General features: G+C 60.1%; 19 protein-coding genes. 6 read left to right on the top strand and 13 right to left on the bottom strand.

The window, feature by feature from the left end:
- Positions 1 to 34: 34 nt before the first annotated feature.
- The 7 genes from GE543_RS19595 to GE543_RS19565 form a co-directional block, all read right to left on the bottom strand.
- Positions 35 to 3055, bottom strand: coding sequence for a sarcosine oxidase subunit alpha (locus GE543_RS19595; protein WP_153222182.1), 3021 nt, complete (start codon positions 3053 to 3055; stop codon positions 35 to 37).
- A complete protein-coding gene (locus tag GE543_RS19590; protein ID WP_003316160.1) occupies positions 3052 to 3348 on the bottom strand; it encodes a sarcosine oxidase subunit delta in 297 nt (98 codons plus the stop codon). The genes GE543_RS19595 and GE543_RS19590 overlap by 4 nt, the downstream gene beginning before the upstream one ends.
- A 15-nt stretch (positions 3349 to 3363) precedes the next feature.
- Positions 3364 to 4614, bottom strand: coding sequence for a sarcosine oxidase subunit beta family protein (locus tag GE543_RS19585; RefSeq protein WP_003411874.1), 1251 nt, complete (start codon positions 4612 to 4614; stop codon positions 3364 to 3366).
- 17 nt (positions 4615 to 4631) lie between these two features.
- The gene (gene glyA / locus GE543_RS19580; RefSeq protein WP_153222181.1) at positions 4632 to 5885 is read right to left on the bottom strand and encodes a serine hydroxymethyltransferase; all 1254 of its coding nucleotides are present in this window, start codon (positions 5883 to 5885) and stop codon (positions 4632 to 4634) included.
- Positions 5886 to 6145: 260 nt separating this feature from the next.
- Complete coding sequence (gene choV, locus GE543_RS19575; RefSeq protein ID WP_003420013.1) at positions 6146 to 7324, bottom strand: choline ABC transporter ATP-binding protein; 1179 nt, start codon at positions 7322 to 7324, stop codon at positions 6146 to 6148.
- Positions 7321 to 8169, bottom strand: coding sequence for a choline ABC transporter permease subunit (choW, locus tag GE543_RS19570; protein WP_170846044.1), 849 nt, complete (start codon positions 8167 to 8169; stop codon positions 7321 to 7323). Before choW ends, choV begins: the two co-directional genes overlap by 4 nt.
- 64 nt (positions 8170 to 8233) lie before the next feature.
- Positions 8234 to 9181, bottom strand: a complete 948-nt coding sequence (locus GE543_RS19565) for a choline ABC transporter substrate-binding protein (RefSeq protein WP_046269333.1) — start codon at positions 9179 to 9181, stop codon at positions 8234 to 8236.
- Positions 9182 to 9963: 782 nt separating this feature from the next.
- Here GE543_RS19565 and GE543_RS19560 point away from each other — a divergent pair.
- On the top strand, positions 9964 to 11067 hold the full coding sequence (locus GE543_RS19560) for a GlxA family transcriptional regulator (protein WP_003402189.1): 1104 nt from the start codon (positions 9964 to 9966) through the stop codon (positions 11065 to 11067).
- 126 nt (positions 11068 to 11193) lie between these two features.
- Positions 11194 to 11652 (top strand): transposase, encoded by a 459-nt coding sequence (locus GE543_RS19555; RefSeq protein ID WP_003420009.1) that lies wholly within the window; start codon positions 11194 to 11196, stop codon positions 11650 to 11652.
- Positions 11653 to 12143: 491 nt separating this feature from the next.
- Here GE543_RS19555 and GE543_RS19550 read toward each other — a convergent pair whose 3' ends face one another.
- Positions 12144 to 13769, bottom strand: a complete 1626-nt coding sequence (locus GE543_RS19550; protein WP_153222180.1) for a methyl-accepting chemotaxis protein — start codon at positions 13767 to 13769, stop codon at positions 12144 to 12146.
- A gap of 411 nt (positions 13770 to 14180) precedes the next feature.
- Here GE543_RS19550 and GE543_RS19545 point away from each other — a divergent pair, with 411 nt between their 5' ends.
- Together GE543_RS19545 and GE543_RS19540 are read left to right on the top strand one after the other, a co-directional pair.
- Positions 14181 to 14414 (top strand): hypothetical protein, encoded by a 234-nt coding sequence (locus tag GE543_RS19545; protein WP_003316169.1) that lies wholly within the window; start codon positions 14181 to 14183, stop codon positions 14412 to 14414.
- Positions 14411 to 14713, top strand: a complete 303-nt coding sequence (locus GE543_RS19540) for a cell division protein ZapA (RefSeq protein WP_003316170.1) — start codon at positions 14411 to 14413, stop codon at positions 14711 to 14713. Before GE543_RS19545 ends, GE543_RS19540 begins: the two co-directional genes overlap by 4 nt.
- 19 nt (positions 14714 to 14732) lie before the next feature.
- On the opposite strand, the gene GE543_RS19535 is transcribed toward GE543_RS19540, so the two are convergent.
- Both GE543_RS19535 and GE543_RS19530 read right to left on the bottom strand, forming a co-directional pair.
- Positions 14733 to 15446 (bottom strand): PolC-type DNA polymerase III, encoded by a 714-nt coding sequence (locus GE543_RS19535; protein WP_153222179.1) that lies wholly within the window; start codon positions 15444 to 15446, stop codon positions 14733 to 14735.
- A complete protein-coding gene (locus GE543_RS19530) occupies positions 15443 to 17377 on the bottom strand; it encodes a DUF294 nucleotidyltransferase-like domain-containing protein (RefSeq protein WP_046236673.1) in 1935 nt (644 codons plus the stop codon). Before GE543_RS19530 ends, GE543_RS19535 begins: the two co-directional genes overlap by 4 nt.
- Positions 17378 to 17608: 231 nt before the next feature.
- Here GE543_RS19530 and GE543_RS19525 point away from each other — a divergent pair, with 231 nt between their 5' ends.
- A complete protein-coding gene (locus GE543_RS19525; RefSeq protein WP_003411861.1) occupies positions 17609 to 18055 on the top strand; it encodes a response regulator in 447 nt (148 codons plus the stop codon).
- A gap of 66 nt (positions 18056 to 18121) precedes the next feature.
- Here GE543_RS19525 and GE543_RS19520 read toward each other — a convergent pair whose 3' ends face one another.
- On the bottom strand, positions 18122 to 20299 hold the full coding sequence (locus GE543_RS19520; RefSeq protein ID WP_153222178.1) for a malate synthase G: 2178 nt from the start codon (positions 20297 to 20299) through the stop codon (positions 18122 to 18124).
- A gap of 322 nt (positions 20300 to 20621) precedes the next feature.
- On the opposite strand from GE543_RS19520, the gene GE543_RS19515 reads away from it, so the two are divergent.
- Positions 20622 to 21140, top strand: a complete 519-nt coding sequence (locus GE543_RS19515; protein ID WP_371927200.1) for a glycine cleavage system protein R — start codon at positions 20622 to 20624, stop codon at positions 21138 to 21140.
- A 19-nt stretch (positions 21141 to 21159) separates the two neighbouring features.
- Here the strand turns inward: GE543_RS19515 and GE543_RS19510 are convergent, their stop codons facing one another.
- Together GE543_RS19510 and GE543_RS19505 are read right to left on the bottom strand one after the other, a co-directional pair.
- Positions 21160 to 21462, bottom strand: a complete 303-nt coding sequence (locus GE543_RS19510) for an XRE family transcriptional regulator (RefSeq protein ID WP_003393594.1) — start codon at positions 21460 to 21462, stop codon at positions 21160 to 21162.
- Positions 21462 to 21740 (bottom strand): type II toxin-antitoxin system RelE/ParE family toxin, encoded by a 279-nt coding sequence (locus GE543_RS19505; protein WP_198710507.1) that lies wholly within the window; start codon positions 21738 to 21740, stop codon positions 21462 to 21464. Before GE543_RS19505 ends, GE543_RS19510 begins: the two co-directional genes overlap by 1 nt.
- Positions 21741 to 21832 lie beyond the last annotated feature (92 nt).

Genomic DNA, 21832 nt, shown 5'->3' with positions numbered 1-21832 from the left:
TTCTGTGTGCTGCGGATGATCGACTCATCGCGGACTACTCGATGTTCTGCCGCTCGCCCTTCGGATCGAAGAACACCGAAGAAACGATCTCGGCTTCGATCACGCTGCCATCGGCCAGAGGCGCGAAGACCCGCTCGCCCATACGCGCCAGGCCGCCCTTGACCACGCCCATCGCGAACGAATAGCCCAGCGAGTTGTGTGCGTAACTGGAGGTCACGTGGCCGACCATGCTCATCGGAATCGTCTGTTTGGTGTCGAACACCAGTTGCGCCCCTTCCGGCAGCCATTTGGCAGGGTCGATCGGCTTGAGGCCGACCAGTTGCTTGCGCTGTTCGCGCACGCAGTCTTCGCGATTCATGCCGCGCCAGCCGATCCAGGAGAACGGTTTGGTACGGCCAACACACCAGCCCATGTTCAGGTCGTCGGGCGTCATCGAGCCGTCAGTGTCCTGACCGACGATGATGAAACCCTTCTCTGCGCGCAGCACGTGCATGGTCTCGGTGCCGTAAGGCGTCAGGTTGTACTGCTTGCCTGCCTCGGCGATCTTTTCCAGAACGCCCATGGCGTAGTCGGCCTGAATGTTGACCTCGTAGGACAGCTCGCCGGTAAACGAGATACGGAATACCCGGGCCGGCACACCGGCGACCAGACCTTCCTTCCAGGTCATGAACGGGAAGGCTTCACGGCCCAGATCGATATCGGTGACTTCGCTGAGCAGCTTGCGGCTGTTGGGGCCGGACAGTGTCAGGGTCGCCCAGTGATCGGTCACTGAGGTGAAATACACTTTCAGGTCCGGCCATTCGGTCTGTTGATAGATTTCCAGCCATTGCAGGACACGCGCTGCGCCGCCCGTGGTGGTGGTCATCAGGAAGTGGTTGTCAGCGAGACAGGCAGTGACCCCGTCATCGAAGACCATGCCGTCTTCCTTGCACATCAGGCCATAGCGCGCCTTGCCGACGTCCAGTTTGGTCCAGGCGTTGGTGTAGATGCGGTTGAGGAACTCGCGTGCATCCGGGCCTTGAATATCGATCTTGCCCAGCGTCGAGGCGTCCAGCAGGCCAACGCTGTCGCGCACCGCCTTGCATTCGCGAGCGACGGCTGCGGGCAGGTCTTCGCCGTTTTTCGGGAAGTACCACGGCCGTTTCCATTGACCGACGTCCTCGAACTCGGCGCCGTTTTTGACATGCCAGGCGTGCAGCGCGGTGAACCGCACGGGTTCGAAGATGTGTTTGCAGTGACGCCCGGCTATCGCGCCGAAGGTCACCGGCGTGTAGTTGGGGCGGAACATGGTGGTGCCCATTTCCGGGATTGACACGTTCAGTGAACGGGCGGCGATGGCCAGGCCGTTGACGTTGCCCAGCTTGCCCTGATCGGTGCCGAAACCCAGCGCGGTGTAGCGCTTGACGTGCTCGACCGACTCGAAACCCTCGCGGGTTGCCAGTTCGATGGCGGCGGCGGTGACGTCGTTCTGGAAGTCCACGAACTGCTTGGGTGCCCGAGCGGTGCCTTTTTCATGGGGCACCTGAAACAACGCCAGCGTCGGCTCTTCAGCACGGCTGAGGGCTTTGGGCATCACGCCTTCGACCACCTTGAAGCCCGCTTCACTGGCAGCGCGCACGCCGCCTTCGAAGCCATCGGCCAGGCTGTCAGCCAGGCTGTAGACGCCGTTGACGCCGCCTACGCAGATACGTTTCTGTGGTGCTTCGCCCGGTACGAAGCCGAGGATGTCCTCGCGCCAGACCGGCTTGCCGCCCAGGTGCGAGGCCAGATGCACGATCGGGCTGTAGCCGCCGGAGCTGGCAACCACGTCGCATTCAAGCCATTCACCGGGGCTGGTCACGCTGTGCGTCTTGAGGTCGATGGCGGCAACGCGGGCAGCCGTCACGCGCTTGCTGCCACGGGCCTCGATGACCGCGCTGCCGGTCAGGATGCGAATGCCTTTGGCCCGCGCTTCTTCAACCAGCGGGCCGCGTGGGTTATGCCGTGCATCGGCAATCGCGACCACGTTCAGGCTGGCGTCGAGCCAGTCCAGAGCGACGCGATAGGCGTGATCGTTGTTGGTGGAAAGCACCAGTTTCTTGCCAGGGGCCACGCCATAGCGACGAACGTAAGTCGATACGGCACCGGCCAGCATGTTGCCGGGCACATCGTTGTTGCCATAGACCAGCGGACGCTCGTGAGTACCCGCGGCCAGCACCACACGTTTGGCACGTACCCGGTGCATGCGCTGGCGGACCATGCCGATCGGCGCGCGATCACCCAGGTGGTCGGTGAGGCGCTCGTGGATGGTCAGGAAATTGTGATCGTGGTAACCATTGACCGTGGCACGCGGCAGCAGGGTGACGTTGCGCAGGCTTTTAAGCTCGGCGACGACCGTCGACACCCATTCGGCGGCGGGTTTGCCGTCGAGGCTTTCACGGCTGTCGAGCAGGCTGCCGCCGAACTCTTCCTGTTCATCGGCAATGATCACTCGGGCACCGCTGCGACCTGCTGCCAGGGCAGCGGCCAGACCGGCCGGGCCCGCACCGACGATCAACACGTCGCAGTGCTGGTTCATCGCGTCGTAGCTGTCCGGGTCGTTCTCGGTCGGCGAACGCCCCAGGCCGGCAGCCTTGCGGATGTACTTCTCGTAAGTCATCCAGAACGATTGCGGGTACATGAAGGTTTTGTAGTAGAAACCCGGCGGCATCAGCTTGCCGCCGACCTTGCCCAGAATGCCCATGACATCGGTGTTCACGCTCGGCCAGCCATTGGTGCTGGTCGCCACCAGTCCGGCATAGAGCGCCTGTTGCGTGGCACGCACGTTGGGGATCTGCGTCGCTTCGGTCGCGCCGATCTGCAGCACGGCATTGGGCTCTTCCGAACCCGCCGCGAAGATGCCGCGCGGGCGGGAGTATTTGAAGCTGCGGCCGATGATATCGACGCCGTTGGCGAGCAGGGCAGAGGCCAGCGAGTCACCTTCAAAGCCCTGGTAGGTCTGGCCGTTGAAGGTAAAGTTGAGCACCTTGCTGCGATTGATACGGCCGCCGTTGGGCAGGCGATGGGTCTGGCTCATACCTTGTCTCCCTGATCCGTGAACTGCGGCCTTGTACCGATCGGATAGGTCTCGAGAATCTCGTAGGTCACGGTATTGCGCGTCATGTTGAAATACTGGCGGCAACCGGCGGCGTGTATCCACAGTTCGTGATGCAGGCCGCGCGGGTTATCGCGAAAGAACATGTAGTCGCCCCATTGCTCATCGGTGCAGGCGCCGGGGTCCAGCGGGCGCGGGATGTGCGCCTGACCGGACGGGTGGAATTCCTCTTCGGAGCGCAGTTCGCCACAGTGAGGACAGAAGATATGCAGCATGGTCGGGTTCTCCTGTTAGTGGGCTACGGCTGCAGCGCCGTGTTCGTCGATGAGTGCACCGTTGTGGAAACGGTCGATGGAGAACGGCTTGGCCAGCGGATGCATCTCGCCTTTGGCCAGACTGGCGGCAAATACGTTGCCCGAGCCCGGCGTGGCCTTGAAGCCGCCTGTGCCCCAGCCGCAATTGAAGAACATGTTCGGCACCGGGGTCTTGGAAATGATCGGGCAGGCGTCCGGCGTGGTGTCGACGATACCGCCCCATTGACGGTTCATGCGTACGCGGGACAGCACCGGGAACATCTCGACGATGGCCTGGATGGTGTGTTCGATCACCGGGTACGAGCCGCGCTGGCCGTAGCCGACCCAACTGTCGATACCGGCACCGATCACCAGGTCGCCCTTGTCGGACTGGCTGATGTAGCCGTGTACCGCGTTGGACATGATGACGCTGTCGATAATCGGCTTGATCGGCTCGGAGACCAGTGCCTGCAACGGATGCGATTCGATGGGCAGACGGAAGCCTGCGAGCTTGGCCATGTGCCCGGAGTTGCCGGCGGTGACCACACCGACACGTTTGGCACCGATGAAACCCTTGTTGGTTTCCACACCGATGCACACGCCGTTTTCCTTGCGAAAGCCGATGACTTCGGTCTGCTGAATCAGGTCGACGCCCAGCGCGTCGGCCGCGCGGGCGAAGCCCCAGGCCACCGCATCGTGGCGGGCGACGCCGCCACGGCGTTGGACCGTTGCGCCGATGATCGGGTAACGGGTGTTTTTCGAGCAATCCAGGTACGGGATTTCTTCAGCGACCTGCTGGCCGTTGAGCAATTCGCCGTCCACGCCGTTAAGCCGGTTGGCGCTGACGCGACGCTCGGAGTCACGCATGTCCTGCAGGGTGTGGCACAGGTTGTAAACGCCGCGCTGGGAGAACATGACGTTGTAGTTCAGGTCCTGGGACAGGCCTTCCCACAGTTTCATCGCGTGTTCATAGAGGTGGGCCGACTCGTCCCACAGGTAGTTGGAGCGCACGATGGTGGTGTTGCGCGCAGTGTTGCCGCCGCCCAGCCAGCCTTTCTCGACCACGGCCACATTGGTGATGCCGTGCTCCTTGGCCAGATAATAGGCCGTGGCCAGACCGTGCCCGCCGCCGCCGACGATGACCACGTCGTAGACCTTTTTCGGGGTCGGCGTGCGCCACATGCGCTGCCAGTTTTCATGGTGGCTGAGGGAATGCTTGAGAAGGCCGAAGCCTGAGTAATGCTGCATGTGAGGCTACTCCTGACTCAGCGATAAACCGGAAAATCGGCGCACAGGGCGGCGACCTGGCTGGCGACGTCGGCCTCGACATCGGCATCACCGAGGTTGTCGAGGATGTCGCAGATCCAGCCTGCCAGCTCGACGCACTGGGTCACCTTGAAACCGCGGGTGGTCACGGCCGGTGTGCCGATGCGCAGGCCCGACGTCACGAACGGCGACTGCGGGTCGTTGGGCACCGAGTTCTTGTTGACGGTGATGTGCGCACGCCCCAGCGCTGCGTCGGCGTCCTTGCCGGTCAGGCCCTGACGGATCAGGCTGACCAGAAACAGATGGTTGTCGGTGCCGCCGGAGACCACGTCGAAGCCCCGCTCGATGAACACCTGCGCCATCGCTTGCGCGTTGTCGATGACCTGCTGTTGATAGACCTTGAAGGCGGGCTCCATGGCTTCTTTGAAACACACGGCCTTGGCGGCGATGACGTGCATCAGCGGGCCGCCCTGACCACCGGGGAAGACGGCGGAATTGAATTTTTTCTCCAGCTCTTCGTTGGCTCTGGCCAGGATCAGGCCGCCGCGTGGACCGCGCAGGGTCTTGTGGGTCGTGGTGGTGACTACGTCTGCGTAGGGCAGCGGATTCGGGTAAAGACCGGCGGCAACCAGGCCGGCGACGTGCGCCATGTCGACGAACAGGTAAGCGCCTACCTTGTCGGCGATTGCGCGGAAGTGCGGGAAGTCGAGGGTCTTGGAGTAGGCCGAAAACCCGGCAATGATCATTTTCGGCTGGCATTCGACGGCAATGCGCTCGACTTCGTCGTAATCGATCAGCCCGGTCGCGGTGTCGATGCCGTACTGCACGGCGTTATAGAGCTTGCCCGAGAAGCTGACCTTGGCACCGTGGGTCAGGTGGCCGCCGTGCGCCAGGCTCATGCCCAGCACGGTGTCGCCGGCCTGGAGCAGTGCCAGGTAGACCGCTGCGTTGGCCTGACTGCCGGAGTGCGGCTGAACGTTGGCGTAGTCGGCACCAAACAGCTGTTTGGCGCGTTCGATGGCCAGTTGCTCGACCTTGTCGACGTGCTCGCAACCGCCGTAGTAACGCTTGCCGGGATAGCCCTCTGCGTACTTGTTGGTCAGACCGCTGCCCTGCGCCTGCATCACGCGTTTGCTGGTGTAGTTCTCCGAGGCGATCAGCTCGATATGGTCTTCCTGACGCTGCTCCTCGGCGTTCATCGCCGACAGCAGTGCATCGTCATAACCCTGGATCTGGTCTTGCTTGCTGAACATCGCGGATCTCCCAGCGGCGGCGCGGCGCCTGACTTGTCGTTCGGGCGGAACAGAGCCCTCTGAGAGCGATGGTAGGGCCGCACCGAAGACGCCAAATGCCTATGGACGCCACACAAAGGTGCGTTTACGACATGGCGGCTGAGGGAGCGGAAATAGCGGCAGGGGAGTTACCCGGGGGGACAAGGCTGTGGACGAAAAAAGCCCGCTCCCGGCTGGATGAGTCCAGCGCGGTGGAGCGGGCTTGTCGGTTGCAGGCCTTGTCAGCCGTGGTTTTTGCCCAGCAACGCGTGATACAGCTCGGTATCACCCAGAATGCCGACCACTTTATTGCCGTCCTGCAGGACCAGTTTGTTGCCGGTCTGGTAGCGGATCTGCAGCGCGTCGCGCATGCCGATGTTGGAATGCACAAGCGTAGGGCGTCGATCCAGGGTGGCGACGTCCTGGCCGGGTGTCCAGTTCTGCAGATCAAGGGCCGTAGCACCTTGCCGCGCGCCTTTGATCACGTTGCCTTCGGCCAGATCGAGCCATGAGTCGCCGCTCGGGTCCAGGCACACCGAACCGTTGACGTGGGTGCACTCGTCGACGGTGCGCATCAGACTGCGCCCGCACAGCACGTTGAGCGGGTTGGTGTGTGCGACGAAGGTGCGCACGTATTCATCTGCCGGATTGAGCACGATCTGCTCCGGCACGCTGTATTGCACGATGCGGCCGTCTTTCATGATGGCGATCCGGCTGCCGAGCTTCAGTGCTTCATCCAGATCATGGCTGACGAACACAATGGTCTTGCTCAGCTTGGTTTGCAGGGCGAGCAGTTCGTCCTGCAGACCCTGGCGGATCAGGGGGTCGAGCGCCGAGAACGGTTCGTCCATCAGCAGGATGTCGGCGTCCATCGCCAGTGCCCGTGCCAGGCCCACTCGTTGCTGCATGCCGCCAGACAGTTCGTCGGGCTTCTTGTTGCGCCATTGGGTCAGGCCCACCAGCTCGAGCTTTTCATCCACCAGCTTGCGCCGTTCCTTTTCGGGGCGACCCTGCATTTCCAGGCCGAAGCTGATGTTCTCGCGCACCGTCAGCCAAGGCATCAGGGCGAATTTCTGGAAGACCATGGCAATGCGCTTGGTGCGCATCATTTTCAGTTCGGCTGCGCTGCAGTTGGCGATGTTGATCTGCGAGCCTTCATGCTCGACGAACAGCGAGCCACGGCTGACGGTGTTGAGGCCGTTGATACAGCGCAACAGGCTGGATTTGCCGGAGCCCGACAGGCCCATCAGGACGCAGATTTCGCCCTTTTCGATGTCCAGACTGGCGTTTTCGACGCCGACGATCTGTCCGGTTTTCTTGAGGATCTGGTCACGCGTGAGGCCTTCGTCGAGCAGCTTGAGGGCTTCACGCGGGTCCTTGGAGAAGATGACGTCTACCTTGTCGAATTTGATGATACTCATGCGTCGGACCCTACCTTGGCTTCGGGTTGTTTGCAGATGCGGTCGAGCATGATGGCCAGCAATACGATTGCCAGACCGGCTTCGAAACCGAGCGCGATGTCGGCCGTGTTCAGCGCGTTGACCACTGGTTTGCCCAGGCCGTCGGCGCCGACCAGGGCGGCGATGACCACCATCGACAGCGACAGCATGATGCACTGGGTAATCCCGGCTGCAATGCTGGGCATCGCGTAGGGCAGTTCAATGCGCGTCAGCAACTGGCGGCGTGACGAACCGAAGGCCTTGCCGGCGTCCAGCAACTCCTGAGGCACATCGCGGATACCCAGGTAGGTCAGGCGAATCGGCGCGGCAATGGCGAAAACCACTGTCGAGATCAGGCCGGGCACCACGCCCAGACCGAACAGCGTGAGCGTCGGAATCAGATAAACGAAGGTGGGCACGGTCTGCATCAGGTCGAGTAACGGCCGGATGATGGTGTAGAACAGCGGCTTGTGCGCGGCGATGATGCCCAGCGGCACGCCGATGACGACACAGACCAGTGTGGCGAAGAGCACCTGCGCCAGGGTTTCCATGGTTTCCTGCCAGTAATGCAGGTTGAGGATCAGCAGAAACGAAAGGATGACGAAAACCGTCAGGCCCCACTTGCGCTGGATGAAGTGCGCGAGGGCGGCGATAAGGCCGATCAGTACGAATGGATTGAACCAGGTCAGCGCGAAAGTGAACCCGTGGATCATCATTTCCAGTGTCGAGGCTATTGCGTCGAAGTAATCGGCGCCGTTGGCCGTCAACCAATCGACAAATGCGGCGATGTACTCGCCCAGAGGGATTTTATGGTCAGTCAGCATGATTTCGGGTGTCCGCTTGCGGAAGGTGAAGAGGGCAGCAGGCGGGGCAGCCCCGCCTGCTGTCGGCTTACTGGGTCAACTTGGCTTTGGCGGCCTCCAGGCCTGGCTTGCCATCGACGGTGGTCACGCCTGCGAGCCAGGTGTCGAGTACTTGAGGGTTTTTCTTGATCCACGCCTTGGCGGCGGCATCAGGCTTCATTTTGTCGTCCAGCACATTGCCCATCAGGGCGCTTTCCATGTTCAGCGTGAAGGACAGGTTCTTGAGCAGCTGACCTACGTTGCTGCACTCCTGACTGTAGCCTTTGCGGGTGTTGGTGTAGATCGTCGCCTGGCCATAGTTGGGGCCGAAGAAGTCATCACCGCCAGTCAGATATTTCATCTTGAAGCGGGTGTTCATCGGGTGCGGTTCCCAACCGAGGAATACCACATCGTTTTTGCGTTTCACGGCGCGGTCGACCTGCGACAGCATTGCGGCTTCGCTGGACTCCACGACCTTGAAGCCTGCGTCTTTCAGGCCGAAGGCGTTCTTGTCGATCATGCTCTGGATCAGGCGATTGCCGTCATTGCCTGGCTCGATGCCGTAGATCTTGCCGCCCAGTTCCTTCTTGAATTTGGCGATGTCGGCGAAGTCATGCAGGCCTTTGTCGTAGAGCGCTTCCGGCACCGCGAGGGTGTACTTGGCGTTCTCCAGATTGGCACGCACGGTTTCGACGGTCCCAGCTTCGCGATAGGGCTTGATGTCGTTTTCCATGGTCGGCATCCAGTTGCCGAGGAACACGTCCATGTTCTTGCCGTCGGCCAGCGACTTGTAGGTCACCGGTACGGAAATCATGGTGGTTTTGGTCTTGTAACCCAGTGACTCGAGTACGGCGCTGGTTACCGCAGTGGTGACGGTAATGTCAGTCCAGCCGACATCGGAGAAGTTGACCGTATGACAGGCCTCTGGCTCGGCTGCCTGGGCTAGCACCGGCATACAGAGCGTAGCGGCCAACAGCAACGATTTGGAACCTTTCATGGGGTGGACTCCTGTGAGTTTCTTCTGGTCATCAGCAGGTGAACGCTGACGCGGCTTATGGGTTGGCGAGGCTTTTCGCGAAGCTCCATCACTGCGCCGGGCGATCGAGTCGGAACCGATCATGTAACAGGGAAAATCAAACGCCTACAGGGGGCGTCGTATCCAGTGCAGGAGGCGTCGTATCCAGTGCGCGCAAGGTCGCTTACAGATTCGTTGCATCGTACGCACGCCCGGTTGCAGTGTCGGAACTGCGAAAAAACGGCCAGTACGTTACACAGTTGCTGCGCAGTTCGGCAGCGGTCGGTTGGCAGGTCGGTGCCTGCGCGAACGCGGTCTTTTGGAGGGGGGTAACGCCGACAAGTTCATTATCGGGTCGGATCCGGCAATGGTTACGCCAGGTCAGGTGGCATTTTTAGTCGCTGCGCGCTTTTCGATCACGCGCCCTGCAGGCCGCCACTTTTTAGCGCGAACGCCTGTCCTCGGCAGGGTTTCCTCGGGATGTGCCTTGAGTAGCACTCGGCGTGCGAAGACCCCGTGGTCGTTTCCGCCAAGTGCTACCGAATTGCTCATCGAACTGCGCATGCGGCGGCCCTGGCGTCGCTGACAGGTACGTGGGTCGCAGCCGGTTAGACGCTTCGCGACGTCGTTTTCAGGTGTTCTTGAATGAGCGATCAATTTCCGGCATGGGATTTGCGACGTCGTCACTAAGCCCTGCAACGACGAGGGCTACAAGAAGAGCCTGTTCTGGGGCCAACCATTGCCATATGAGAGGAGATAGTGTGATGACATCGTTCAATCAAGGGACTCAACCCCAGAACCGCGCGCCACAGTCCATCGGCTTTCTGCTGCTGGATAACTTCACCCTGATCTCCCTCGCATCGGCGGTAGAACCCCTTCGCATGGCCAATCAGTTATCGGGCCGCGAGCTGTATCGCTGGACCACGCTGAGTGTCGACGGCGGCCAGGTCTGGGCCAGCGATGGTCTGCAGATCACGCCGGATGCGGCGATGCACAAGGCTCCTTTGCTGGATACGGTCATCGTCTGCGGCGGTGTCGGTATCCAGCGCTCCGTCACGCGTGAGCATGTCAGCTGGCTACAGGGCCAGGCACGTCAGTCGCGTCGTCTGGGCGCCGTATGCACCGGCAGTTGGGCGCTGGCGTGTGCCGGTTTGCTGGATGGTTTCGAGTGCAGCGTGCACTGGGAATGTCTGGCGTCGATGCAGGAAGCCTTTCCGCGCGTATCTATGAGCACCCGGCTGTTCACGCTGGACCGCAACCGTTTCACCAGCTCGGGCGGCACCGCACCACTGGACATGATGCTGCACCTGATCAGTCGTGATCATGGGCGCGAGTTGTCGGCAGCCATTTCCGAGATGTTCGTCTACGAGCGCATTCGCAACGAACAGGATCATCAGCGCGTGCCGCTCAAGCACATGCTGGGCACCAATCAGCCGAAGTTGCAGGAAATCGTGGCGCTGATGGAAGCCAATCTTGAAGAGCCGATCGATCTTGACGAGCTGGCTGTGTATGTCGCCGTTTCGCGCAGGCAGCTGGAGCGGTTGTTCCAGAAATACCTGCACTGTTCGCCATCGCGCTACTACCTGAAACTGCGCCTGATTCGCGCCCGGCAACTGCTCAAGCAGACACCGATGTCGATCATCGAAGTGGCATCGGTGTGCGGCTTCGTGTCGACACCGCACTTCTCCAAATGCTACCGCGAATACTTCGGCATCCCGCCACGTGACGAGCGCGTAGGGTCCAATACCGCACAACAGGTCGCGATGATGCCAATCCCGCAGGCCCTGGTGCTTGCCCCCTTGTCCGGGCCGATGTCGGCCTTGAGTCAGGCGCGTAATGAGTCGACGTTTGCGAGTGTGAGGCTGTAACAAAACGTCCGGTTTGCAAATGCCCACGACGAGAAAGCATCTCTCACAGGCAGTAAAACATTCGCTCTGCTCGTCGCCCTACAGACGCTAAGGTTCAACGTTGAACCGGTTCTGGAGGGCGATGGAATGCCTCATTGCGCAACGACACGACACCTGCGCAAAGGCAGATACTCGGCAGTTGGTCAGATTTACATGGTCACTTCAGTAACGAAGGGCCGTGTACCTGTGTTCGCCGAAATGCAGCTGGGACGGCTGCTCGTACAAGAAATGAAGCGTTGCGAAGAGCAGGGGCTGGTCAAGTCTATGGCATGGGTAGTCATGCCTGACCATCTCCACTGGCTTTTTGAACTCAAGGCCGGTGATTTGCCCAGTTTGATGAAACAATTAAAGGCCCGAAGCTCGATTGCAGTTGGAAAACTGTGTGTCCGTCCTCACGCTTTGTGGCAATCCGGGTACCACGACAGAGCAATCCGCGACGAAAAGGATATTGCGCCGATAGCCCGTTATATCGTGGCCAATCCTTTACGTGCGGGCTTGGTTAAAAAGCTTGGGGATTACCCGCTGTGGGATGCTATCTGGGTTTGAGGCACGGGCAGCTTTCGCGAACAAGTTCGCTCCTACGGCCTGCGGCCAGAAGCTGAGGGATCACGGTCTGCTTCAGCCCTTAGGGCGTGAGCATTTTTCGCGAACAAGTTCGCTCCTACGGCCTGCGGTCAGAAGCTGAGGATCACGGTTTGCTTCTGCCCGAAGGGTGTGAGCGTTTTTCGTGAACAAGTTCGCTCCTACGGCCTGCGGCCAGAAGCTGAGGGATCGCAGTCTGCTTCAGCCCTTAGGGCGTGAGCATTTTTCGCGAACAAGTTCGCTCCTACGGCCTGCAGCCAGAAGCTGGGGATCACGGTTTGCTTCTGCCCGAAGGGTGTGAGCATTTTTCGCGAACAAGTTCGCTCCTACGGCCTGCGGCCAGAAGCTGGGGATCACGGTTTGCTTCTGCCCGTAGGGCGTAGGAGCGAACTTGTTCGCGAAGACTGGCTTTCACACAACGTAGCTTCCGGAAATAAAACGCCCGTTTTCAAGCATCAAAGCGCGAAGCGCGCCACCATGCCGTTAAGGTCGATTGCCAGGCGTGACAGCTCGGTGCTGGCTGCGCTGGTCTGGTTGGCGCCGTTGGTGGATTGTGCCGAGAGGTCGCGGATGTTGACCAGGTTGCGGTCCACTTCGCGGGCGACTTGTGCCTGTTCTTCGGCGGCGCTGGCGATGACCATGTTGCGTTCGTTGATCTCTTCGACCGCGCTGTTGATGGTGTTCAGTGCCTGGCCCGCGCCCTTGGCGATGTTCAGGGTCGATTCGGCGCGTTCGGTGCTGTTGCGCATCGAGCTGACGGCCTGTTCCGTGCCGGTCTGAATGCTGCTGATCATGCGTTCGATTTCGCTGGTCGATTGCTGGGTGCGGTGGGCCAGGGCACGGACTTCGTCGGCGACGACGGCAAAGCCACGTCCTGCTTCACCGGCGCGCGCGGCTTCGATGGCGGCGTTCAATGCCAGCAGGTTGGTCTGGTCGGCCAGGCCGCGAATCACGTCGAGCACCTTGCCGATATCACGCGACTCATTGGCCAGGCTGATGATCAGCTCGGCAGTGCCTTGCACGTCGCCACTCATGCGCTCGATGGCGCTGACGGTTTCCTGAACCAGGTCGCGGCCATCGCCCGCAGAGGTCGCCGCGCTGCGTGATGCCTGCGAGGTGCTGGTGGCGTTGCGCGCCACTTCTTCCACAGCGCTGGTCATCTGGTTGACCGCAGTGGCAGCCTGCTCTATTTCGTCGTTCTGCTGCACCAGCCCGCGTGCGCTTTCGTCAGTGACAGCGTTCAGCTCTTCGGCTGCCGAGGCCAGTTGTGTGGCCGAGCCGGAAATACCCTGCAAGGTATCGCGCAGCTTGTCCTGCATGGTTTTCATGGCCAGCAGCAGACGACCGGCTTCATCGGTACCGTCGATACTGATCGGCTTGGTCAGGTTGCCTTGCGCGATGGTCTCCGCTGCAAGCAGTGCGGTGGCGATCGGCGTGGTGATGCTCTTGATCAGCATCCAGGCAAACACGATCGTCAGCAGTGTGGCGGCGATCAGCAACCCGATCACCATGTTGAATGCCGAGTCATACTCGATGGAGGCCTGTTCTTTGACCTCATTCAACTGCGCCGTATTGATATCCACCAGCTTGCGCAGCACAACGTTCATCTGGTCGGAGTTGCTGACCATTTCGTTGTTGAGCAAGCCCTGCAATTCGTCGATGTTGTTGGCACGGGTCAGCGTCTTCAGACGCTCTTCAAGCTGGCGATACTGGCCCAACAACTGCACGTACTGGCCATAGAAATTGCGCTCGTCAGGGGTGCTGATCAGCTTCTCGTAAACGGCCTGAGCGTCAGTGATCTGCTTGTTGCGCATCGCCATCAGCTCGATGGTTTTCTGTTGGGTTTCCGGATCGCGGTTGACCAGCAATCGGTACGACAGCACCCGCAGACGAATACTGACTTCAGCGAAGCGATCGAGGCTCTTGATGCTGGGCACATTGCTGTCGGCCAGCACCTCGGTGGCGCTGCGGATCTTGCTCATCTGTGACAGCGCAAAGACGCCCAGAATCAGCATGAGGGTGCCGATCATGGCAAATCCAAGAAACGCTCGGGGCGCGATGTTCATATTTCGCAGGGACATAGAAAGCTTCCAGGGTCATTTACGCGTTCCATGCGATTTAGAGACGGGGATAAAGCCGTAAGTGGGGTGCCTATCGGACGTGCGACTAAAGTCTTGAGCCGATAGGCACGTATTGGGCGTGACTTAATCGTGACGATTTCTTCATTTCTCTCGCGGGTCGGGCGCAAGCCCTTGAAAAGAAGGGGCGTAGGCTTTTTCCGCGATGGCAGTCTGCCCATTGCCTGCGCGCATTTGTCGCAGTTTCAGACGGTCTGACGAACAGCAGGAACCGGATACCGAATAAGGAGTCACAAGCCCCCTACGCGTCTACGTTATCGATGTGTCGATGTGATGACAGAGCGGTGAGCGCTGGTATGCGCAACGACTTTTCTTTATCGTACGCGCCCGTTGAAATTTGCTCGAGAAATCAAAATGTTGGAAGCCTCCCTTAGCCAATTGGAACAACTTGTCGGCGATCTGGTGCAGCAGAACCAGGCCCTTCAGGAAACAAATGCACAGCTCGGTGCCGAGCTGGCAAAAGCCAAGGACGAGAACGAGAACTTGCAACTGAGTCTGATGGAGCAGGAAGAGAAGCATGGCAGCACTGCCGCGCGCATCCAGGCACTCGTTGATCGCGCGACCAGCGCAAGTGCTGTCGGCGCATGAACGTCGATGGCAGCGGTGTAACCGTTCTCACCATTCTGGGCAATGAGTACTCGGTCAAGGCGCCGGCTGGTGAAGACCTGACCCTCATGAAGGCCGCTGCGATGCTCAATGCGTCGCTGGCCGACACCAAGCGCAAATACCCGACGTTGATCGGTGACCGTCTGCTGGTACTCGCAGCGCTGAATCTGTGTTCGCAGCAGATCGAGCTTGAGCAACTGCACAAGGTCGAGCTCAAGCGCTACCGGGAGCAGGTCGAAGCGACGGTGGATGTGATCGCCAAGACCATCGCCCCGAACTGAACGTGAGGCGCTGACGCAGTCAGAACGAATGCGACTGTCTGCGCCTGCGCCACTGCCCGAGTGCTTCCTCCAGCCGCAAGGGGCTGTCGATCTGCTGACGACGGGCGTGGCTGAACAGAATCAGCGCCAGTTCTGCGGTGACCAGTGCATCGGCGCTGGCATGATGACGCTCTTCGGCATGCAGACCAAAGAAACGGGTCCAGTCATCCAGCCCGGCATGACGCAGGTTGGCGTGCTCGCACAGCATCGGGGCTATTTCGGCGGCATCGAAAAACGCATGCTGCAAGCGATAGCCCAGGCTTTCCTTCAAGGCGCGTGACAGCATGTGCTGATCGAATGGCGCATGAAAGCCGAGAATCGGGCTGTCACCGACGAACTCCATGAAGTCCAGCAAGGCTTCGACCGGCTCACTGCCAGCGGCAATCGCGCTAGGCGCCAGCCCATGAATCAGAACGGCCGGACTGATCTTGTGGTCGACGCGCAATAGCGTGCGCTCGAACTGCTGGCCCAGATCGATGGCGCCGTCTTCAATCACCACCGCACCAATGGACAGCACCTGATCACGGTTCATGTTCAGGCCGCTGGTTTCCAGGTCGAGCACGACCCAGCGCTGTTCACGCAGTGACGTGTCGCTGAGGTTCGCGCACACCGGCAGTCGTTCGAGGCGCTCCAGTTGATGCGCGTGCAAGGGTGTCTTTTTCGGCCGTGGTTTGAGCCATTCGAACAGATTCATAGTTGATAACGCAGGGTCAGGCTGGTTTGCAATCGCTGCGCCTGGCGAAACGATTCGCGCAGAATGCGCCGGTCCAGATGGTTGAGTGTGTCCGGGTCGATGCGATTGGAATACGCCAGGTTCTGGCGGCTCTGCAGTTGGTGCTGCTGCATGCGGGTCTGCTGAATGAAGTGATAAGCCTCTTCATACGCGGCACCATCGAGCGGGTCGATGACTTCGCGCTCGACCAGTTGGCGCAAGCGTTCCTGCGTATTGTTGACGCCGATACCGTTGGCCAGCGCCAGCAGGCGCGCCCCGTCGACGAAGGGCGTCAGGCCTTCGACCTTGAGGTCCAGGGTGTCCTTTTCACTGCCTTTGCGGGCCAGTACGAAATCCTTGAAGCGACCCACCGGCGGACGCTGGCGCAATGCGTTATCGGCCATCATGCGCTGGAACAGCCGGTTGTCTGCGACCTGATCGAGAATGCTGCGGCGCAGTTGCTCGACGCCACTTTCATCCCCCCAGACCACGCGCAGATCGAAATAGATACTCGAAGCCAGCAGGTTCTCCGGCGTCGCTTCGCGAATGAACGTCGAGAAGCGCTGTGACCATTCGAGTCGGGACAGGCACAGGTCGGGGTTGCCGGCCATGATGTTGCCCTTGCACAGGGTAAACCCGCACTGCGCCAGGCTCTGGTTGATGCGTTCGGCAATCGGCAGCAGAACGTTGCGAATCTGCGCTGCCTCGGCTGCATCACGCGCTTCGAACAGAATGCCGTTGTCCTGATCGGTATGCAGCGTCTGCTCGCGACGGCCTTCGCTGCCAAAGCACAGCCAGCTGAAGGCAATGCCGGGGTCGCCTTTCTCTGCAAGCGTCAGCTCGATCACCCGGCATACGGTGTGGTCGTTGAGCAGGGTGATGATCTGGGTTATCTGGGTTGAAGACGCGCCATGGGCGAGCATGCGATCGACCAGCTGGACGATATCGCCGCGCAAGCCGGCGAGCGCTTCGATGCGTGGCGCGTTGCGGATGGTCCGCGCCAGGTGCACCAGGTCGACCCGTTGCAGGGAAAACAGATCCCGTTCCGAGACCACGCCGCACAAGCGCCCGTCGCGGACCAGGCACACGTGGGCGATGTGCCGCCCGGTCATGGCGATGGCGGCGTCGAACGCACTGGCGTCCGGGCTCAGGTGGAAGGGTGACAGGCTCATGGTGTGCCTGACCGGCGCGCTGAAGTCGGCATTCACATCGGCAACCGCCTCACGCAGGTCGCGCAGGGTAAAGATCCCCAGCGGCGCCTGCCGCTCGTCGACAATCACGATGCTGCCTACTTGCTGCTCGTGCATCAGCCGCACGGCGTCGCGCATGGGCGTTTCCGGGCTGCACATCACCGGATGACGCATGGCAAGTTCACCCAGCCGGGTGTTCAAAGAGTACTGCGTGCCGAGGGTTTCGACAGCGCGCTGCTGGACCTGCTGATTGACTTGATCCAGCAGGCTGCTGACACCGCGCAGGGCAAAGTCGCGAAAGGTTGTGGAGAGCGCGAACAGCTTGATGAACGCCTGCTTGTTCAGCTGCAGGCAGAAGGTGTCCTCGGCAGCCAGATGCTCGGTGCGCGTGGCACGCTCGCCGAGCAGGGCGGCGAGCGGAAAACACTCGCCTGTGGTGATTTCAAATGTCGTTTCCGTACCGCCTTTGGCAGAATGCGGACGCTCGCCGACGATGCGACCCTGCTTGACGATGTAAAAGTGCTCCACGGGTCCGTCGCCAGGCTTGATGATGCTTTCGCCTGCAGCGTAGAAGCGCAGTTGACACTGCTCGACCAGATACGCCAGATGAGCGTTTTCCATCTGATTGAACGGCGGGAATTTTTGCAGAAACTGCATGGTGCCGTGTATGTTCTGCAGCACGGCTGTCTTGCCTGCCTGGGTGAAAGCATCTGCCTTGCTCATGGCCTGTTCCGCGTTCTTGTTATTGGTGCTCATGGTCGGCCGCTTGCAGCCAGGTGCCCATTGGACGTAAGTCTTACCTTGAACCCCGTGACACCGCCGTGCTGCTTGCGGCATAACTGATTTGACGAGCGCAATGGATTGCGAGCGAAGACTGGCCAGGATGCCGACGAAATGCATCGCAGATTGACCCGTATCTGCTGTCGGATTAGTTCAGGGAATGATGAGACTGCAATGATTGACCACGATATTCTGAGCGACGATGAGCGCGATGCCCTCCATGAGGTCATGCTCACGCCCGACCGCGACGCCCCGCAACGGGTCCTGATCGTCGATGACGACAGCGACGCGCGCGAGCTGCTGGCCGAAATTCTGAGCCTCAATGACATCAGTTGCATGACCGCGCCCGGTGGCGATACTGCGCTGCAGATGATCCACTCGCGTCAATCCATCGGACTGCTGATCACCGACTTGCGGATGGCGCCTTTTGACGGGCTGGATCTGATTCGCAAGGTTCGTGAGTCGGATCGCGCCGAGCTGCCGATCATCATCGTGTCCGGCGACGCCAACGTGCGCGATGCTATCGATGCCATGCACCTGAACGTGGTGGACTTCCTTCTCAAACCGCTCAATACCAAGCAGTTGGTGAAGCTGGTCAAGCGGGAATTGGGGATAAGTTGAGGCGCTGAGCCGTTGCAGGTTCTGGTCCGGCGAGGACCAGAACCTGCAAGGAAGGTGTGCGACGCGTTACAGGCCGTTGATGGCCTTGAACTCCCGACGGCGACGATGCAGTACCGGCTCGGTATAGCCATTAGGCTGTCGCGTGCCTTCGATGACCAGTTCGACCGCCGCCTGGAAGGCGATGTTGCTGTCGAAGTCGGGTGCCAGCGGGCGATACAACGGGTCGTTGGCGTTCTGGCGGTCCACTACCGGGGCCATGCGCTTGAGGCTTTCCAGTACCTGAGCTTCGCTGACGACACCATGACGCAGCCAATTGGCCATGTGCTGGCTGGAAATGCGCAGCGTGGCGCGGTCTTCCATCAGGCCGATGTCGTTGATGTCCGGCACTTTCGAACACCCCACGCCCTGATCGATCCAGCGCACTACATAACCAAGAATGCCCTGCGCGTTGTTGTCCAGTTCATTCTGGATTTCTTCCGGCGTCCAGTCCGTGTTCGGTGCCAGCGGAATGGTCAGAATGTCATCCACCGAGGCTTGCTCGCGCTGCGCCAGTTCGGCCTGACGGGCGAATACGTCGACTTGGTGATAATGCAGGGCGTGCAGCGCAGCTGCGGTAGGCGAGGGGACCCAGGCGGTGTTGGCGCCAGCCAGTGGATGAGCGACTTTCTGCTCCAGCATCGCCGCCATTAGGTCCGGCATGGCCCACATGCCTTTGCCGATCTGTGCGCGACCTTGCAGGCCGCATTTCAGGCCGATGTCGACGTTGGAGTTCTCGTAAGCAGCGATCCACTTCTCGGCTTTCATCTGTGCCTTGCGCACCACCGGACCCGCTTCCATGGAGGTATGGATTTCGTCACCGGTGCGGTCGAGGAAACCGGTGTTGATGAACACCACGCGCTCGCTGGCGGCCTGAATGCAGGCTTTGAGGTTGACCGTGGTGCGGCGCTCCTCGTCCATGATCCCGACTTTCAAGGTGTTACGCGGCAAGCCCAGCACCTGCTCGATGCGCTCGAACAGTTCGTTGGTGAACGCCGCTTCCTCCGGGCCGTGCATCTTCGGTTTGACGATGTACATCGAGCCGCTGCGGCTGTTGCTGCGCGAGGTGTTGCCGTTGAGGTTGTGGATGGCGGCGAGGCTGGTCAGCAGGCCATCGAGAATGCCTTCCGGCACTTCGTTGCCCTGTTTGTCGAGAATCGCATCGATGGTCATCAAGTGACCCACGTTGCGGATGAACAACAACGAGCGACCGTGCAGGGTGACTTCGCCGCCCTCTGGCGTGGTGTAGACGCGGTCCGGGTTCATGGTGCGGGTAAAGGTTTCTCCGCCCTTGGACACCGACTCGGCCAGATCGCCCTTCATCAGGCCCAGCCAGTTACGGTAGACGACCACTTTGTCGTCGGCATCCACAGCGGCGATGGAGTCTTCGCAGTCCATGATGGTGGTCAGCGCGGCTTCCATGAGGATGTCTTTCACGCCCGCCGGATCGGTCTGCCCGACCGGGCTGGCGGCGTCGATCTGCAGTTCGAAGTGCAGGCCGTTGTGCTTGAGCAGCAAGGCAAACGGCGCCAGGGCATCGCCTTGAAAACCGACCAGTTGGGTGTCATCGAGCAGACCGGTATTGCTGCCACCCTTGAGACCGACGACCAGCTTGCCGTCGATCAGCTTGTAAGCCGTCGAGTCTGCATGTGAACCTGCTGCCAGAGGCGCCGCCTCATCGAGAAAGGCGCGAGCGAACGCGATCACCTTGTCGCCACGCACCTTGTTGTAGCCTTTGCCTTTTTCCGCGCCGCCTGCTTCGCTGATGGCGTCGGTGCCATAGAGCGCGTCATACAGCGAACCCCAGCGGGCGTTTGACGCATTGAGCGCAAACCGGGCGTTCATCACCGGCACGACCAGTTGCGGACCCGCCATGGTGGCGATTTCTTCATCGACGTTTTGCGTGGTGATCTGGAAGTCCGCTGCTTCTGGCAGCAGGTAACCGATCTCCTGAAGAAAGGTTTTGTAGGCCGAGGCGTCGTGAGCCTGCCCGGCGTGCGACTGGTGCCAGGCGTCGATTTTCGCCTGTAACTCATCACGTTTGGCGAGCAGTGCCTTGTTCTTTGGCGCAAGGTCGTGGATCAGTTTGTCCGCACCGGCCCAGAACGCAGTGGCGTCGACGCCGGTTCCGGGGGTGGCTTCGTTCTGCACGAAGTCGAACAGGACTCTGGCGACTTGCAGGTCACCGACTTGAACGTACTCAGTCATTGCACTTGCCTCACTCTGCTCAGCAGGGTCGAGCACACTCGGGGAGCGCTCTGTTATTGATCCGGGTGTCATGTAGTGCGCGATTCGGGATACTACATGAGCCGTCGTCGCGTGAAAACGTCGCTGAATATGTCACTAAACGACCGGATATTCATATCGGGTCACGATGATATTCACCGTGTTCCCAAAAGCATTCAGGATTGTTCCATAAAGCGTGGCAAACGGTACACGATTTACCGCGAGCGAGCTGCCCCTCGGGCATGCCTATACTGGCATGACCGACGCTGTCTCCAAACCATCTGTGCATAAAGAGGAATTGACCGTGGATCATCTCGTCGTAACGCTGGTTGCCCCCGACAAACCGGGTCAGGTCGAACGCATCTCGAAGTGCATTGCCGAGCACGGCGGCAACTGGCTGGAAAGCCGCATGTCGCGCATGGCCGGGCAATTTGCCGGGATTCTCAAGGTAGGTGTCGAGGCGGAAAAGTATGACGACCTGATCAAGGCGCTGAACGGCCTGTCAGCCCATGGCATCCGCATGTTGCTGGCCGAGAGCGTGGTCGAGACGTCCGATACCACCCGCCTGATCAGCATGGAACTGGTCGGCAACGACCGCCCCGGCATCGTGCGCGACATCACCCGTTTGCTGGCCGGGCAGGGCGTCAACGTCGAACACCTGATCACCGACGTGTCCCCTGCGCCCATGAGCAGCGAACTGCTGTTCCAGGCCAATGCGGTGCTGGGCGTCCCTCAGGACTTGCCACTGGATGACCTGCAGATGGCGCTCGAGACCCTGGCGGATGATTTGATGGTGGAGTTGGTGCTGGGAGCCGAGGAGTAAGTTCGACGACTGGTTTTATTCAGTTGTGGACTGCTTCTCGCTCTGGTACCAGCCTGACTTCTACACGTTGCCCCAGCGCTCTTGCTGCGCTGGCCAGCGTCGCAAGAGTCATTCCTGGATCGTTTTGATCCAGAGCCCTGTCCACTGCCGTCCGGCTTGTGTGCATACGCTCGGCAAGGGCCTTCTTGGTCACCTTTTGCTGTTTCATGACTTCGGCGATCTGCCAAGAGATGACTCGCTTCAGAGCTGCGGCAGAAACCTCCTCGGCAAAACCTTGCTCGGCAAGGAAGTCATCGAAGTCGGAGCCAATGTGCTCGTTCATTACCTTTTCCTCTTCAGTGCTGCCTTGCGCTGTCTGGCAGTTTCCAGATCGGACGCAGGAGTTTTTTCACTTTTTTTGATGAAGCCATGAAGCAAAACCATTGTGCGGGCTTCGACGGTAAACAGTACTCGTGCAATCTTTTCCTTCAAATCAATTCTGACTTCCCAAAGGTCTGGCTCCATTTTACGGACCACAGGCATACCTATTGGCCATCCGAACTGGACCGTCTTGATGTCAGTGCCGACTGCCTTACGATCGTCGCGTGGCAGATCGATCAGCTATTCACGTACAGGTTCATTACCTGTTTCGGTCCGGAAAAACTTGACGGTCAAAGTGGGCGGGAGATTACTCATGTTTGGAGCGTACCAAA

This window comes from Pseudomonas sp. SZ57 (assembly GCF_009495975.1).
GTDB lineage: Bacteria > Pseudomonadota > Gammaproteobacteria > Pseudomonadales > Pseudomonadaceae > Aquipseudomonas > Aquipseudomonas syringae.
Note: the sequence above shows the minus strand (reverse complement) of the source record. Positions and strands in the feature narration are given on the sequence as shown.

Coding starts and splice junctions, on each gene's coding strand:
- GE543_RS19565 (WP_046269333.1), bottom strand. CDS start 9,181: ATGAAAGGTTCCAAATCGTTGCTGTTGGCCGCTACGCTCTGTATGCCG.
- GE543_RS19525 (WP_003411861.1), top strand. CDS start 17,609: ATGATTGACCACGATATTCTGAGCGACGATGAGCGCGATGCCCTCCAT.
- GE543_RS19540 (WP_003316170.1), top strand. CDS start 14,411: ATGAACGTCGATGGCAGCGGTGTAACCGTTCTCACCATTCTGGGCAAT.
- GE543_RS19585 (WP_003411874.1), bottom strand. CDS start 4,614: ATGCAGCATTACTCAGGCTTCGGCCTTCTCAAGCATTCCCTCAGCCAC.
- GE543_RS19555 (WP_003420009.1), top strand. CDS start 11,194: ATGCCTCATTGCGCAACGACACGACACCTGCGCAAAGGCAGATACTCG.
- GE543_RS19510 (WP_003393594.1), bottom strand. CDS start 21,462: ATGAACGAGCACATTGGCTCCGACTTCGATGACTTCCTTGCCGAGCAA.
- choV (WP_003420013.1), bottom strand. CDS start 7,324: ATGAGTATCATCAAATTCGACAAGGTAGACGTCATCTTCTCCAAGGAC.
- GE543_RS19530 (WP_046236673.1), bottom strand. CDS start 17,377: ATGAGCAAGGCAGATGCTTTCACCCAGGCAGGCAAGACAGCCGTGCTG.
- GE543_RS19560 (WP_003402189.1), top strand. CDS start 9,964: ATGACATCGTTCAATCAAGGGACTCAACCCCAGAACCGCGCGCCACAG.
- GE543_RS19535 (WP_153222179.1), bottom strand. CDS start 15,446: ATGAATCTGTTCGAATGGCTCAAACCACGGCCGAAAAAGACACCCTTG.
- GE543_RS19545 (WP_003316169.1), top strand. CDS start 14,181: ATGTTGGAAGCCTCCCTTAGCCAATTGGAACAACTTGTCGGCGATCTG.
- GE543_RS19595 (WP_153222182.1), bottom strand. CDS start 3,055: ATGAGCCAGACCCATCGCCTGCCCAACGGCGGCCGTATCAATCGCAGC.
- GE543_RS19590 (WP_003316160.1), bottom strand. CDS start 3,348: ATGCTGCATATCTTCTGTCCTCACTGTGGCGAACTGCGCTCCGAAGAG.
- glyA (WP_153222181.1), bottom strand. CDS start 5,885: ATGTTCAGCAAGCAAGACCAGATCCAGGGTTATGACGATGCACTGCTG.
- GE543_RS19520 (WP_153222178.1), bottom strand. CDS start 20,299: ATGACTGAGTACGTTCAAGTCGGTGACCTGCAAGTCGCCAGAGTCCTG.
- GE543_RS19550 (WP_153222180.1), bottom strand. CDS start 13,769: ATGTCCCTGCGAAATATGAACATCGCGCCCCGAGCGTTTCTTGGATTT.